A 14,901-nucleotide genomic window follows, 5' to 3' on the forward strand; every position below is an offset into this window, starting at 1 on the left:
AGCTAAGCCTTACAGCGCCGATGGTACTGCAGGGGGGACCCTGTGGGAGAGTAGGACGCCGCCGAACTAATATTGAAAGAGCTGGTCCCCGAACTTCGGTTCGGGGACCAGCTCTTTTTTGTTGTGCGTCACTTGGCGTTCACTTCGCGCGACCAGCATCCGCGTCATGGGTACTGCTGCAATGCTCAGGGCCGCGGGTGTCGGAGCCGGTGACGAGGTCATCGTGTCGGCGTTCGGCAACGTCGAAGTCACGGAGGCCGTGACCCAGGCCGGGGCGTCGGCCGTCTTCGCCGACATAGACCCGGCGACCTACTGCCTCGACGCCGGCGCGGTCGAGGCAGCCGTGACCGCACGGTCCGCGGCCGTCGTCGTCGTCCACCGCTTCGGGCGGTCCGCCGACATGGTGCGACTGCGGGACCTCGGACAACGGCACGGACTCCTCGTCCTCGAACTGGCCGAGTCCGAGGCGCCGTACGAGGACATCGCGCAGCGCAGGGAACGGGCCGCCTACCTCGACGGGCGGCTGAGCGGCGTGCGCACACCGGCCGGCGGCGACGGACACACCTACCAGCAGTACGTGGTGCGGGTGCCGGGCAACGGGCGGCCGGACCGGGACGCCTTCGCACGGGCCGTACGGGCGCGGGGAGTCGAATGCCGGGTACCGGTGAAGACACCCGTGCACCGCATGACCGGCTTCCGGCGGGACGTGTACCTCCCGGAGACCGAGCGGGCCGCCGACGAGACGCTCGCGCTGCCCGTGGACGCGTCGCTGACGAAGCGGGAGATGCAGCGGATCGTCTCCGCCTGCAACGCGCTCGGCGGTCTCCTGCAGCCCGCCTTCTGATCCGACGGGCCTCATCGGGGTCAACAGGACTGGTTAGGAGCACGCTTCCGTTCGGGGTATGATCTATTTCGTCGCCGCGAGGGAAACCTCGAAAAGGTGACCGGCCCCCCTAGCTCAGTCGGCAGAGCGTCTCCATGGTAAGGAGAAGGTCAACGGTTCGATTCCGTTGGGGGGCTCCACAGCAGAAAAGGCCTCGCCCTTCCGGGCGGGGCCTTTTTGCCGCTCTCGACGAGGTGTGCCCTCGACTCAGTCCACCTGAAGGCCCGGTACCCGCATCGCCAGAATCGCCATGTCGTCGGACGGGGCGTCGGAGGCGAAGCGTTCCACCGCGCGCATCACACGGGCGGCCACCGCGCCCGCCGTCAGACCCGTGCAGGTGGTGAGGACGTCCGTCAGACCGTCGTCCCCCAACATGCGGGTGCCCTCGCGGCGTTCGGTGACACCGTCCGTCACGCACAACAGCACGTCGCCCGGATCGAGGGTGACCGTCTGCTCGTAGAGCTCCAGGTCCTCCATGACGCCGAGGAGCGGCTGCGGTTCGGCGGCCGCCTCCACCGTGCCGTCCTGGCGCAGACGCAGCGGGAGCGGATGGCCGGCGCAGACGACCTTCAGCACGGCGCTGCCGTCCTCCTGGGGCCACAACTCGCCGTACAACAGCGTCAGGAAGCGGCTGCGGGCGCCCTCGTCGAGGATCGCCGAGTTCAGCCGCTCCAGGACCGCCGGGCCGCCGAAGCCCTCGCGAGCGAGCAACCGCAGCGCGTGCCGGGCCAGACCCGTCACCGCCGCCGCCTCCGGGCCCGTACCGCAGACGTCACCGATGGCGAAGCCGTAGGCGCCGTCACGGATCGGGAAGAGGTCGTAGAAGTCGCCGCCGACCTCGTTGCCCTCGCCGGCCGCGCGGTAGATGACCTCGACCTCGACACCCTCGATGTGGGGGAGTTCCGGGGGCAGCAGGCTGCGCTGGAGGGACTGGCTGATCGCCGTGCGCTCCGAGTACAGGCGGGCGTTGTCGAGGGCCAGGGCGGCCCTCCGGGAGAGATCCTCGGCCAGCTCCAGGATCTCCTGCCGGAAGTGCTCGTCGGACGGCTTGCCGAGCGTCAGCATCCCGATGACCCGGTTGCGGGCCACCAGGGGCAGAACAACCGTCTCGCCCCCGACCGCCGCGGCCGTCGCCAGCGTCGTGCCGATGCCGGAACTCACCGGTGAGCGCTCGCCGAGGCCCAGGCTGCGCATGGAGGTGCGCAGCGCCGCCTGATGGGCCGCCTCGGCGGGGGCAGGCCAGACACGGGCGCCCGGGGTGGGGACCGGGTCCGGCGGGGCGATCTTCGACAGCAGCGCCTTGAGGCCGTCGATGCGCTCCTCGTCCTCGTGCAGGACGTAGGAGAGATACGGGTCCGAGGCCTGGTCGGCGATCGTGTACACGGCACACCAGGTGGCCAGGGTCGGGACGGTCATCTGGGCCATCAGGGCCAGGGTCTGGTCCCGGTCGAGAGTGCCGGCGAGCAGGTCGGACGCTTCCACGAGGAAGGAGAGCGAGCCGCGCCGCAGGCGTTCCAGCTCGCCCAGGCGGGCCGACTCCACCGCAAGCGCGATGCGGTCCGCGGCGAACTGGAGGCGCAGCGCCTCCTCGTTGGAGTATCTGGCGGGCGATTCGGCGGCGACACCGAGCGAGCCCGTCAGACGTCCCTCGACCTTCAGCGGGACCGTGACCACCGAGCGCATGCCGGTGCCGCCCAGCAGGGGGACGGCGCCGGGGACGACCGACAGGTCCTCGTGGACGGCCGGCATCCGGGCCGAGCCGTAACGGCCGGGGCCGGCCTCGACAGGGACGCGGGCGAAGCGCTGGCGGGCGGAGGGCAGGCCCGTCGAGGCGCGGACCTCCAACTCGGTCTCGTCGTCGGTGGCCAGGAGCAGGAAGGCGGAGTCGCCGTCGAGCATGTCGCGGGCGCGCTCCACCGTGCGCTGGAGGAGGCCGTCCAGGTCGTCGGGGGCCGGCGAGCCGATGAACACCTCGAAGGGGTCCGTGGCCTGGCCCTCGGAGCTGGTCGTCGTGTCCGTGGCGGAGGCGCGCAACGGGGTCTGCAGCACGGCGCGTTCGTGGTCGCGTACCAGGAGGCAGACGGTCGAGGGCTCGCCGCCCGTGTCACGGACCCGGAGGTGCGAGGCGTAGACGGGGATGACGCGGCCGCTGGCGGCGCGGATGCCGTAACTGCCCTCCCAGCGCGAGAGCTGGAGGGCCTCGACGATGCCGGTGCTGGTGCCCGGGGTGTGCGGCCAGGCCGCGAGGTCGGTCAGCGGTTTGCCGGTGACCTGCTCGCCGGCGTAGCCGAAGAGATCCTCGGCGTCCTCGTTCCACGCCGAGATGGAGCCGGTGCGGTCGATCTGGACGACCGCGACGCGGACCCGGCCGTCGGCGAGCGGAAGGAGTTCGGCGGGGAGGGAGGGGCCCGCGGTGCGGGTGCCCACCGGACGCTCGGGGAGGTCGAGCTGGAACCAGACCTGCTTGTGGGTGGGCGAGTACTCGACGCCCCAGTGGCCGGCCAGCGCCGCGCAGAGCTGGAGGCCGCGGCCGCCCTCGCGGTCGGGGCTGCCCATGTTCACGGCCGACGCCTGGAGTGGAATCTCGCGTTCCGGGTAGCGGTCAGCCACCTCGATGCGTACGCCCTCGTCGCTGCGCAGACACAGGACGTCGGCGGAGGTGCCCGCGTGCACGACGGCATTGGTGACCAGCTCGCTGGTCAGGACCACGGCATCGTCGACGATGTCGGCGAAGCCCCAGCCCTGGAGGGTGTCGCGGACGAAGGAACGGGCGGTCGCGACCGAACGTCCCACGGGGTCGAAGCTGGCGGCCGCGCGCGCGGTGATCACAGAACTCCTTGTCCGGTTGTCGGCGTGCAGCGGTGCTGGGCCGACCTGCTCCTGCTGGGGCAGCGCCTGGTTCCCTGTCGGCCGAGGATCCTGGGGCGGTCCCCCAGGATGCAGTCCGGTGGTCATGGTGCGGTGCCCCTCCGATACCTGCCCGCTCGTTCTCGTGCCACCGCCCAGGCCGGACGGACCGGTGTGGCTGGACAGCCGCATGCAAGGTTACTTACCTTCGCGGTCCGTGCGGATGCCGGTCACCAGTGTTTCCGCCCGGAGAGGGGCCATGTTTCCCTCCGGAGGGTCCTGTGGTCCGCGTCCGGACCGTGTGCGGACGATGTGCGAAGCTGCCGAACTGTTATGGCCTGGTTCAGCAGGGGTGAAACACTGGGCAGGCTCCAGTGGGAAGGTCCCGGCAGGCTGAGGGCCTTCCGGTTCGCCGAGCAGCAGTATCCCAGTACGCCGAGCAGTAATGGTCGACCCTTGCGGGAGGGACACAGTGGAGTCTGGCGCAGCGACGCGGGGCACTAAGACGCGCGCAAAAGACGGACAGTCCCTGAACAACCAGCGGGCGCCGCGCAACGGCACCACCGAGGTGGACACGGCGGCCCTGAACAGGCTGCTGGCCGCCCTGGTGTCCATGCGGGACGGTAATTTCCGCAAGCGCCTCACGGTCTCCGGCGACGGCGTGATGTCGGAGATCGCCGCGGTCTTCAACGAGGTGGCCGACCGCAACCTGCATCTGACGGGTGAGCTGTCGCGGGTGCGGCGGATGGTCGGGCGGGAGGGCAAACTCACGGAGCGGCTGGAGGCGGGCGCCTGCGAGGGTTCCTGGGCGGCGGCGATCGACGCGTCGAACGCGCTCGTCGACGATCTCGTACGGCCGGTCTCCGAGGTCGGCCGGGTGCTGTCCGCGGTGGCGGAGGGCGATCTGTCGCCCCGGATGGAACTGCGGGCCCAGGCGGCGGACGGCAACGGGCATCCGCTGCGCGGAGAGTTCCTCAAGGTCGGGCGCACGGTCAACAACCTGGTCGACCAGCTGTCGACGTTCACCGACGAGGTCACCCGGGTGGCCAGCGAGGTGGGCACCGAGGGCAAGCTGGGCGGCCAGGCCCGGGTGCGCGGTATGTCCGGTTCGTGGAAGGACCTCACGGATTCGGTCAACACGATGGCGTACCGGCTGACGGCCCAGGTGCGTGACATCGCTCTCGTCACCACGGCGGTCGCCAAGGGTGACCTGTCCCGGAAGGTCACGGTCCACGTGGCCGGCGAGATGCTGGAGCTGAAGAACACCGTCAACACGATGGTGGACCAGCTCTCCTCGTTCTCCTCCGAGGTGACGAGGGTCGCGCGCGAGGTGGGCACCGAGGGCGAACTCGGCGGTCAGGCACAGGTGCCCGGCGTGGCCGGCGTGTGGAAGGACCTCACCGATTCGGTGAACCTCATGGCCGGCAACCTCACGGCCCAGGTGCGCGGGATCGCGCAGGTGACGACGGCGGTCGCCAACGGTGACCTGTCGCAGAAGGTGACCGTCTCCGCACGCGGCGAGGTCGCGCAGCTCGCCGAGACGATCAACCAGATGACCGAGACGCTGCGGACGTTCGCGGACGAGGTCACACGCGTGGCCAACGAGGTCGGTGGCGAGGGACGGCTCGGCGGGCAGGCGAACGTGCCGGGCGCGGCGGGCACGTGGAAGGACCTGACGGACTCCGTCAACACGGTCTTCCGCAACCTCACGACCCAGGTGCGGGACATCGCCGCGGTGACCACGGCCGTGGCCAACGGTGACCTCTCGCAGAAGGTCAGCGTCGAGGTCGCCGGCGAGATGCTGGAGCTGAAGAACACCGTCAACACGATGGTGGACCAGCTGTCGTCCTTCGGTGACGAGGTCACGCGCGTGGCGCGGGAGATCGGTGTCGAGGGTGAACTGGGCGGTCAGGCGCAGGTGCCGGGCGCGGCGGGCACCTGGAAGGACCTGACGGACTCCGTCAACACGGCCTTCAGGAACCTGACCGGGCAGGTCCGCAACATCGCGCAGGTGACGACGGCGGTCGCCAACGGTGATCTGTCGCAGAAGGTCACCGTCGACGTCTCCGGCGAGATGCTCCAGCTGAAGAACACCGTGAACACCATGGTGGACCAGCTGTCGTCCTTCGCCGACCAGGTGACGCGGATGGCCCGGGACGTGGGCACGGAGGGCCGGCTCGGCGGGCAGGCCCGGGTGGACGGCGTGTCCGGTACGTGGAAGGAACTGACCGACTCCGTCAACTTCATGGCGGGCAACCTCACCTCGCAGGTGCGGCAGATCGCCCAGGTCACCACGGCGGTGGCGCGGGGTGACCTGTCGCAGAAGATCGACGTGGACGCGCGCGGCGAGATCCTGGAGCTGAAGAACACCATCAACACGATGGTCGACCAGCTCTCCGCCTTCGCGGACCAGGTGACCCGGGTGGCGCGTGAGGTGGGCACCGAGGGCCGGCTCGGCGGTCAGGCGCAGGTGCCGGGTGTCGCGGGCGTGTGGCGCGACCTGACGGACTCCGTGAACGGCATGGCGGGCAACCTGACCGCACAGGTCCGCAACATCGCGCAGGTCGCGACCGCGGTGGCGCGGGGTGACCTGTCGCAGAAGATCGACGTGGACGCGCGCGGCGAGATCCTGGAGCTGAAGAACACCCTCAACACGATGGTGGACCAGCTCTCGAACTTCGCCGAGCAGGTGACGCGGGTGGCGCGTGAGGTGGGTACGGAGGGCCGGCTCGGGGGCCAGGCCGAGGTGCAGGGTGTCTCGGGCACCTGGAAGGACCTCACGCAGTCCGTGAACTTCATGGCGAACAACCTGACCATCCAGGTGCGCAACATCGCCGAGGTGACCACCGCCGTCGCCATGGGCGACCTGTCCAAGAAGATCACCGTCGACGCCAAGGGCGAGATCCTCGAACTGGTCACCACCGTCAACACGATGGTGGACCAGCTGTCGTCCTTCGCCGAGCAGGTGACCCGGGTGGCCCGCGAGGTGGGCACCGAGGGCCAGTTGGGCGGTCAGGCGCGGGTGCCCGGGGTCACGGGCATCTGGAAGGACCTGAGCGACAACGTCAACCTGATGGCCTACAACCTGACCATGCAGGTGCGGAACATCTCGCAGGTGGCGGCGGCCGTCGCCAACGGCGACCTGACCCGGACGGTGACGATCGAGGCGCGCGGCGAGGTCGCGCAGCTCGCCGACACCTTCAACACCATGGTGAAGACGCTGAGTTCGTTCGCCGAGCAGGTCACCAAGGTGGCCCGTGAGGTGGGTACGGACGGCATCCTCGGCGGCCAGGCGCACGTTCCGGGAGTCGCCGGCACGTGGAAGGACCTCACCGAGTCCGTGAACGGGATGGCGTCCAACCTGACCGGGCAGGTCCGCAACATCGCGATGGTCACCACGGCCATCGCCAAGGGCGACCTGACCAAGAAGATCGACATCGACGCCCGCGGTGAGATCCTCGAACTGAAGACCACCATCAACACGATGGTCGACCAGCTGTCGTCCTTCGCGGAGGAGGTCACCCGGGTGGCCCGCGAGGTGGGCACCGAGGGGCAGTTGGGCGGTCAGGCGCGCGTCCGTGACGTGGACGGCACCTGGCGCGACCTCACCGAGTCGGTGAACGAGATGGCCGGGAACCTGACCCGGCAGGTGCGTGCCATCGCGCGGGTGGCGACCGCGGTGACCCGCGGCGACCTGAACCTGAAGATCGACGTGGACGCCTCGGGCGAGATCCAGGAACTTCAGGACTACATCAACAAGATGATCGCCAACCTCCGCGACACCACCATCGCCAACAAGGAACAGGACTGGCTCAAGGGCAACCTGGCGCGTATCTCCGCGCTGATGCAGGGGCGCCGGGACCTCGACGACGTGGCCTCGCTGATCATGAGCGAGCTGACGCCGGTGGTCTCCGCGCAGCATGGCGCGTTCTTCCTGTCGATGCCGCTGGTCGACGGGAGGGACGCGAGCGCCGAGGACGAGGAGGCGTACGAGCTGCGCATGCTCGGGTCGTACGGCTACTCGATGGGCTCGATGCCGACGTCGTTCCGTCCCGGTGAGGCGCTCATCGGGACGGCCGCCCAGGAGAAGCGCACGATCCTGGTGGAGAACGCGCCGAGCGGCTATCTGAAGATCTCCTCCGGGCTCGGTGAGGCGCCCCCGGCGCAGGTCATCGTCCTTCCGGTGCTCTTCGAGGGGACCGTGCTCGGTGTCATCGAACTGGCCTCCTTCACGCCGTTCACGCAGATCCAGAAGGACTTCCTGAACCAGATCGCCGAGATGATCGCGACGAGCGTCAACACGATCTCCGTCAACACCAAGACGGAGGTGCTGCTCAAGCAGTCGCAGGAGCTGACCGAGCAGCTCCGGGAGCGGTCGGCCGAACTGGAGAACCGGCAGAAGGCCCTTCAGGACTCCAACGCGGAACTGGAGGAGAAGGCCGAGCTGTTGGCCCAGCAGAACCGCGACATCGAGGTGAAGAACACCGAGATCGAGGAGGCCCGCCAGGTCCTGGAGGAGCGTGCCGAACAGCTCGCCGTCTCCATGCGCTACAAGAGCGAGTTCCTCGCGAACATGTCGCACGAGCTGCGGACACCGCTCAACTCCCTGCTGATCCTGGCCAAGTTGCTCGCCGACAACGCGGAGTCGAACCTCACTCCGAAGCAGGTCGAGTTCGCCGAGACGATCCACGGCGCGGGTTCCGACCTGCTCCAGCTGATCAACGACATCCTGGACCTGTCGAAGGTCGAGGCCGGGAAGATGGACGTGTCGCCGACGCGCATCGCGCTGGTGCAGCTCGTCGACTACGTGGAGGCGACGTTCCGTCCGCTGACCGCGGAGAAGGGCCTCGACTTCTCGGTCCGGGTGTCGCCGGAACTGCCCGCCACGCTGCACACCGACGAACAGCGGCTCCTCCAGGTGCTGCGCAACCTGCTCTCCAACGCGGTGAAGTTCACCGACTCAGGAGCGGTCGAATTGGTGATCAGGCCCGCGGGCGCCGACGTGCCGGTGGCCATCCGGGAGCAGCTCCTGGAGGCGGGATCGCTGCGGGACGCCGACGCCGACCTGATCGCGTTCTCCGTGACCGACACCGGCATCGGGATCGCCGCCAGCAAGATGCGGGTCATTTTCGAGGCCTTCAAGCAGGCGGACGGCACGACGAGCAGGAAGTACGGCGGTACGGGTCTGGGGCTGTCCATCTCGCGGGAGATCGCGCGTCTGCTGGGCGGTGAGATCCACGCGCAGAGCGAGCCGGGCCGCGGCTCGACGTTCACGCTGTACCTGCCGCTGCACCCGAGCGAACTGCCGCCGCAGGGCTACGGACAGCTGGCGCCCACGCTGGGGGCGGGGGAGCTGCTCGCCTCCGAGGCGGAGCTGTCCGGGGCGGACATCGAGACGCCGGCCGAGGTGAAGTCGTACCAGGAGACCCAGAACGGGCCCGCCGCGCTCTTCAGGAGGCGCCGCAGGGCGCTGCCGGTGGCCGAGTCGCGTCCCGGGCTCACGGCGCAGCCGAACGGGTCCGGCGGGCCCGTGCAGGAGCAGTGGCCGGTCGCGGGGCAGCAGGAGACGGCCTCGCAGCCGCGCGGAGGCATCCGGTTCGAGGGCGAGAAGGTGCTGATCGTCGACGACGACATCCGCAACGTGTTCGCGCTCACCAGCGTCCTGGAGCAGCACGGTCTGTCGGTGCTGTACGCCGAGAACGGCCGTGAGGGGATCGAGGTCCTGGAGCAGCACGACGATGTGACGGTCGTCCTGATGGACATCATGATGCCCGAGATGGACGGCTACGCGACGACCACGGCGATTCGTCGGATGCCGCAGTTCGCCGGACTGCCGATCATCGCGCTCACGGCGAAGGCGATGAAGGGCGACCGGGAGAAGGCCATCGAGTCCGGGGCGTCCGACTATGTCACCAAGCCGGTGGATCCCGATCACCTGCTCTCCGTGATGGAGCAGTGGATGCGCGGGGAGTGAGCGGGGCGCGGATCGCTGTACGGTGGCCGCGTCCGGACGTCGCGTCGTGCGCGTCGGCGGCCCGGTGCGGCACGCCCGACGTCGGACAACCGGCTGTGGGTGAAGCCGTGTAGAAGGGCGGGATTCGGGGAACCTTCTGGTCTCCCGCTACGTTTCTGCTACGTGCACAGTGACATCGCGGTGACAGGGTGTGGCGACAGGCGGGGTGCGGCTACCATGACCGGCACAAGGACGGACGGCGCAAGGGAGTCGTCCCCTGGGGCGGCGCCCGGTGCACTGCCGGGACGAGGAGGGCGGGCCATGGTGCAGAAGGCCAAGATCCTCCTGGTCGATGACCGGCCGGAGAATCTGCTGGCGCTGGAGGCGATCCTCTCCGCGCTCGATCAGACACTGGTGCGGGCATCGTCCGGGGAGGAAGCGCTCAAAGCACTGCTCACGGACGACTTCGCGGTCATTCTGCTGGACGTACAGATGCCGGGTATGGACGGGTTCGAAACCGCCGCGCACATCAAGCGGCGAGAACGGACCCGGGACATCCCGATCATCTTCCTCACCGCGATCAACCACGGTCCGCATCACACCTTCCGAGGGTACGCGGCGGGTGCGGTGGACTACATCTCCAAGCCGTTCGACCCGTGGGTGCTGCGCGCGAAGGTCTCGGTCTTCGTCGAGCTCTACATGAAGAACTGCCAACTGCGCGAGCAGGCCGCGCTGCTGCGCCTCCAGCTGGAGGGCGGGGGCAAGGCGACGCTGGGCACGGCCAAGGAGCCTGCCGGTCTCCTCGCCGAACTGTCGGCGCGGCTCGCGGCCGTTGAGGAGCAGGCCGAGGCGCTGTCCAAGCAGCTCGACGACGACTCGGCGGACGCGGCGGCGGTGGCGACCGCCGCTCATCTCGAACGCAAACTGACGGGACTGCGCCGGGCGCTGGACGCGTTGGAGCCGGGCACGGGCAGCGGGGCGGCGTCGGTTCCCTCGCAGAACTGACCGCCGGTCTCGCGCAAGGCGTGGCGCGAACCGGCCCTCGGTCCCGCGAAGAGGGATGAGCGGAACGCGGAGCCGGCGTCCCGTGCGCGGACCTTCCGGGGCGGCCGTGTGCGGTGATCCGGCGTCAGTTCCGGGCCTCCGCAAGGGCGACACGATCGGGTGAAGCTGTGGGCACACGTGTCCCTTGTCGTCTCCACCGGTAACCTCACACACATGGCCTCACGTCAGTCCGCAGCCAAGAAGCCGCCCGCCAAGAAGGCGGCCGCTCCGACGAAGGCTCCGGTGAAGAAGGCCCCCGCGAAAAAAGCGGTCGCCAAGAAGGCGCCCGCCAAGAAGGCCGCGGCGAAGAAGCCCGCACCCGCGCCGGCGCCCAGCCCGACCGCGGGCGTGTACAGACTCGTACGCGCCGTGTGGCTGGGACTCGCACATGCCGTCGGGGCGATGTTCCGTGGCATAGGGCGGGGCGCGAAGGGGCTCGACCCGGCGCATCGCAAGGACGGCCTCGCACTCCTGCTGCTCGGTCTCGCGCTGATCGTCGCGGCGGGTACGTGGTCGAATCTGCAGGGGCCCGTCGGCGACCTCGTCGAGATGCTGGTGACCGGTGCCTTCGGCCGGCTCGACCTGCTCGTCCCGATACTCCTCGCCGCCATCGCCGTCCGCTTCATCCGGCACCCCGAGAAGCCCGAGGCCAACGGCCGTATCGTGATCGGCCTGTCCGCGCTCGTCATCGGCGTGCTCGGGCAGGTCCACATCGCCTGCGGTTCGCCCGCGCGCAGCGACGGCATGCAGGCGATAAGGGACGCCGGCGGCCTCATCGGCTGGGGCGCGTCCACCCCGCTGACGTACACCATGGGCGACGTCCTCGCCGTACCGCTCCTGGTCCTGCTCACGGTCTTCGGGCTGCTGGTCGTCACGGCCACGCCCGTCAACGCGATCCCGCAGCGGCTGCGGCTGCTCGGACAGCGGCTCGGCATCGTCCAGGGCGACCCGGACGAGATGCTCTTCGGCGAGGACGACGAGCGCTACGACGAGCAGTGGCGCGAGGCGCTCCCCGCGCGCTCCCGCAGACGCCCGGCCGGCCCCGACGCCTACGACCCCGAGAGCGCCGAGGAAGAGGCGCTCACCAAGCGGCGCAGCCCCCGGCGGGCCGCCGCGCGACAGCGCGACCCGAACCGGCCGATGGACGCCGTGGACGTGGCCGCGGCGGCCGCCGCCGCGCTCGACGGAGCCGTGATGCACGGCATGCCGCCCTCTCCGCTGGTCGCCGACCTGACGCAGGGCGTCACCGTGGAACGCGACGGGTACGAGGAGACGACGCCGGTTCCGGCCGCCCGCGCCAAGGCCGTCCCGGGAGCCAAGCGGCCCAGGCAGGAGTCCCTGGCCGTCGACTCCGTCGTCCCCGACCTCACCAAGTCGACGCCCGACGCGCCGCGTGACCTGCCCCCGCGCGCCGAGCAGCTCCAGCTCTCCGGCGACATCACCTACTCGCTGCCCTCGCTCGACCTCCTGGAGCGCGGCGGCCCGGGCAAGACGCGCAGCGCCGCCAACGACGCGGTGGTGGCCTCGCTCCAGAACGTGTTCATGGAGTTCAAGGTCGACGCCGCCGTCACCGGCTTCACCCGCGGTCCGACGGTCACCCGCTACGAGGTCGAGCTCGGGCCGGCCGTGAAGGTCGAGCGGATCACCGCGCTCACCAAGAACATCGCGTACGCCGTCGCCAGCCCCGACGTGCGGATCATCAGCCCGATCCCCGGCAAGTCGGCGGTCGGCATCGAGATCCCGAACACCGACCGCGAGATGGTCAACCTCGGCGACGTGCTGCGCCTCGCGGACGCGGCCGAGGACGACCACCCGATGCTGGTCGCGCTCGGCAAGGACGTCGAGGGCGGCTACGTGATGGCCAACCTGGCGAAGATGCCGCACGTGCTCGTCGCCGGAGCCACCGGTTCCGGCAAGTCCTCGTGCATCAACTGCCTGATCACGTCCGTGATGGTCCGCGCGACCCCCGAGGACGTCCGGATGGTCCTCGTGGACCCCAAGCGGGTCGAGCTGACCGCGTACGAGGGCATCCCGCACCTGATCACACCGATCATCACCAACCCGAAGCGGGCCGCGGAGGCGCTGCAGTGGGTCGTGCGGGAGATGGACCTGCGCTACGACGACCTCGCGGCGTTCGGCTACCGGCACATCGACGACTTCAACCAGGCCATCCGCGACGGCAAGCTGAAGACGCCCGAGGGCAGTGAGCGGGAGCTGAAGACCTACCCGTACCTGCTGGTGATCGTCGACGAGCTGGCCGACCTGATGATGGTCGCGCCGCGGGACGTCGAGGACTCCATCGTGCGCATCACCCAGCTCGCCCGCGCGGCCGGCATCCACCTGGTGCTCGCCACGCAGCGTCCGTCGGTCGACGTCGTCACCGGTCTGATCAAGGCGAACGTGCCGTCGCGGCTCGCCTTCGCCACCTCCTCGCTCGCCGACAGCCGCGTCATCCTCGACCAGCCGGGCGCCGAGAAGCTGATCGGCAAGGGCGACGGGCTCTTCCTGCCGATGGGCGCCAACAAGCCGACCCGTATGCAGGGCGCCTTCGTCACCGAGGACGAGGTCGCGGCGATCGTGCAGCACTGCAAGGACCAGATGGCGCCGGTCTTCCGGGACGACGTCACGGTCGGCACCAAGCAGAAGAAGGAGATCGACGAGGACATCGGCGACGACCTCGACCTGCTGTGCGCCGCGGCCGAACTGGTCGTCACCTCGCAGTTCGGGTCCACCTCGATGCTCCAGCGCAAGCTGCGGGTCGGCTTCGCCAAGGCGGGGCGGCTGATGGACCTCATGGAGTCACGCGGCATCGTGGGGCCGAGCGAGGGATCCAAGGCGCGCGACGTCCTGGTGAAGGGCGACGAGCTCGACGGCGTGCTCGCCGTGATGCGCGGTGAGGCGGGAGCGTGAGTGACTCCGCCATCCGGGAAACCGGGACGCATCGGTCACGGGACCAGGGGGTACACGACATGTTGATATTCGAACGTGACTCACCCGTGAGGAGCGGCAGGGCAACCGTTTCCCTGCGGCGAACGTCAAGTTGAGCGAGGGGACAGGTACATGTCCCACATCAGGATGACCGGCCATTCTGATGGCGTACAAAGTCCTACCGCCCGGTTGCCCCACCCTTTCGCACCCCCCCTAAACTGAACCTCCAGCACAGGTGGCTACACGCTCGAAAGGCGCCCCCGTGTCCATCGGCAACTCCCCTGACGGCAACATCCCCGAAGACGAGCGCCCGTTCGAAGAGCACCACGAAGAAGGTCCCTCGGTCGGCCGTGCCCTGCAGCAGGCCCGTATCGAGGCCGGCCTGACCGTCGACGACGTCAGCAACGCGACCCGGGTCCGTATCGCCATCGTGCACGCGATCGAACAGGACGACTTCAGCCCCTGCGGCGGTGACGTCTACGCACGCGGTCACATCCGGACCCTGGCCCGCGCCGTACAGCTCGACCCCGTGCCCCTGCTGGCACGCTACGACGCCGAACACGGCGGCCGTCCCGCACCGACCCCGGCCGCCCCGCTCTTCGAGGCGGAACGTATCCGTCCGGAGCGACGCGGGCCGAACTGGACCGCGGCCATGGTCGCGGCGATCGTCGCCGTGATCGGCTTCGTCGGGTTCACCGCGATCAAGGGCAGCTCGGACGGCGGCGCGAAGTCGAACGTCGCCGAGGGGTCCACGCCCACCACCGGCAAGTCGCCCGTCTCGGCCAGCCCCAAGATCAGCAAGCCGGCCGACCCGAAGCCGGAACCCTCCGACAGCGCCATCGCGGCCGCCCCGCAGGACAAGGTGACCGTGCAGGTCAGCGCGCCCGACGGACGCAGCTGGATCTCGGCCAAGGACCACAACGGCCGGCTGCTCTTCGACGGCCTGCTCAAGAAGGGCGAGTCCCAGACCTTCCAGGACAAGACGAAGATCGACCTCGTCCTCGGCGACGCGGGCGCGATCCAGCTGTACGTGAACGGCAAGAAGATCGACGACCAGTTCCAGTCGGGACAGGTCGAGCGACTGACCTACACCAAGGGTGACCCCGTCGTCGGATAACGGGCCCAAGGCGCAGGCGGGGACGGGGGGGGGGCGCAGGGGGCCCAACCCCCGACCGGGGGGGGGGGTGGGGATACAGAATGATTAAGCCCAAGCCGAACACCCCAACCACACCCACCCGAAACCCAG

At 69.4% G+C, this 14,901-nt stretch carries 6 protein-coding genes and 1 tRNA gene; 6 read left to right on the plus strand and 1 reads right to left on the minus strand.

Going from position 1 to position 14,901, the window contains the following annotated elements; all coding sequences use genetic code 11:
* The first annotated feature begins 181 nt into the window (after nucleotides 1–181).
* Nucleotides 182–844 carry a DegT/DnrJ/EryC1/StrS family aminotransferase gene (locus ACFV2J_RS37415; protein WP_385082809.1) on the plus strand — a complete coding sequence of 221 codons (663 nt, stop codon included), beginning with the start codon at nucleotides 182–184 and terminating at the stop codon, nucleotides 842–844.
* A 103-nt stretch (nucleotides 845–947) separates the two neighbouring features.
* Nucleotides 948–1,023 (plus strand) — tRNA-Thr (locus tag ACFV2J_RS37420).
* Nucleotides 1,024–1,090: 67 nt separating this feature from the next.
* On the opposite strand, the gene ACFV2J_RS37425 is transcribed toward ACFV2J_RS37420, so the two are convergent.
* The gene (locus tag ACFV2J_RS37425; protein ID WP_385082781.1) at nucleotides 1,091–3,838 is read right to left on the minus strand and encodes a SpoIIE family protein phosphatase; all 2,748 of its coding nucleotides are present in this window, start codon (nucleotides 3,836–3,838) and stop codon (nucleotides 1,091–1,093) included.
* 364 nt (nucleotides 3,839–4,202) lie between these two features.
* Between ACFV2J_RS37425 and ACFV2J_RS37430 the strand changes: the two genes are divergently transcribed.
* The 4 genes from ACFV2J_RS37430 to ACFV2J_RS37445 all read left to right on the plus strand — a co-directional run bounded on the left by ACFV2J_RS37430 (nucleotide 4,203) and on the right by ACFV2J_RS37445 (nucleotide 14,772).
* Nucleotides 4,203–9,704: a HAMP domain-containing protein gene (locus tag ACFV2J_RS37430; RefSeq protein ID WP_385082782.1), complete on the plus strand. Its 5,502-nt coding sequence runs from the start codon at nucleotides 4,203–4,205 to the stop codon at nucleotides 9,702–9,704.
* A 300-nt stretch (nucleotides 9,705–10,004) separates the two neighbouring features.
* The gene (locus tag ACFV2J_RS37435) at nucleotides 10,005–10,688 is read left to right on the plus strand and encodes a two-component system response regulator (RefSeq protein ID WP_385082784.1); all 684 of its coding nucleotides are present in this window, start codon (nucleotides 10,005–10,007) and stop codon (nucleotides 10,686–10,688) included.
* Between the two features lie 213 nt (nucleotides 10,689–10,901).
* The gene (locus ACFV2J_RS37440) at nucleotides 10,902–13,637 is read left to right on the plus strand and encodes a DNA translocase FtsK (RefSeq protein WP_385082785.1); all 2,736 of its coding nucleotides are present in this window, start codon (nucleotides 10,902–10,904) and stop codon (nucleotides 13,635–13,637) included.
* Between the two features lie 280 nt (nucleotides 13,638–13,917).
* Nucleotides 13,918–14,772 (plus strand): helix-turn-helix domain-containing protein, encoded by an 855-nt coding sequence (locus ACFV2J_RS37445; protein WP_385082787.1) that lies wholly within the window; start codon nucleotides 13,918–13,920, stop codon nucleotides 14,770–14,772.
* The last annotated feature ends 129 nt before the right edge of the window (nucleotides 14,773–14,901 follow it).

The organism is Streptomyces sp. NPDC059668 (assembly GCF_042734135.1).
GTDB lineage: Bacteria > Actinomycetota > Actinomycetes > Streptomycetales > Streptomycetaceae > Streptomyces.

What these genes read in the sequence shown, in the direction of transcription:
- ACFV2J_RS37415 (WP_385082809.1), top strand. Translation starts at nt 182, where the DNA reads ATGCTCAGGGCCGCGGGTGTCGGAGCCGGTGACGAGGTCATCGTGTCG.
- ACFV2J_RS37440 (WP_385082785.1), top strand. Translation starts at nt 10,902, where the DNA reads ATGGCCTCACGTCAGTCCGCAGCCAAGAAGCCGCCCGCCAAGAAGGCG.
- ACFV2J_RS37435 (WP_385082784.1), top strand. Translation starts at nt 10,005, where the DNA reads ATGGTGCAGAAGGCCAAGATCCTCCTGGTCGATGACCGGCCGGAGAAT.
- ACFV2J_RS37425 (WP_385082781.1), bottom strand. Translation starts at nt 3,838, where the DNA reads ATGACCACCGGACTGCATCCTGGGGGACCGCCCCAGGATCCTCGGCCG.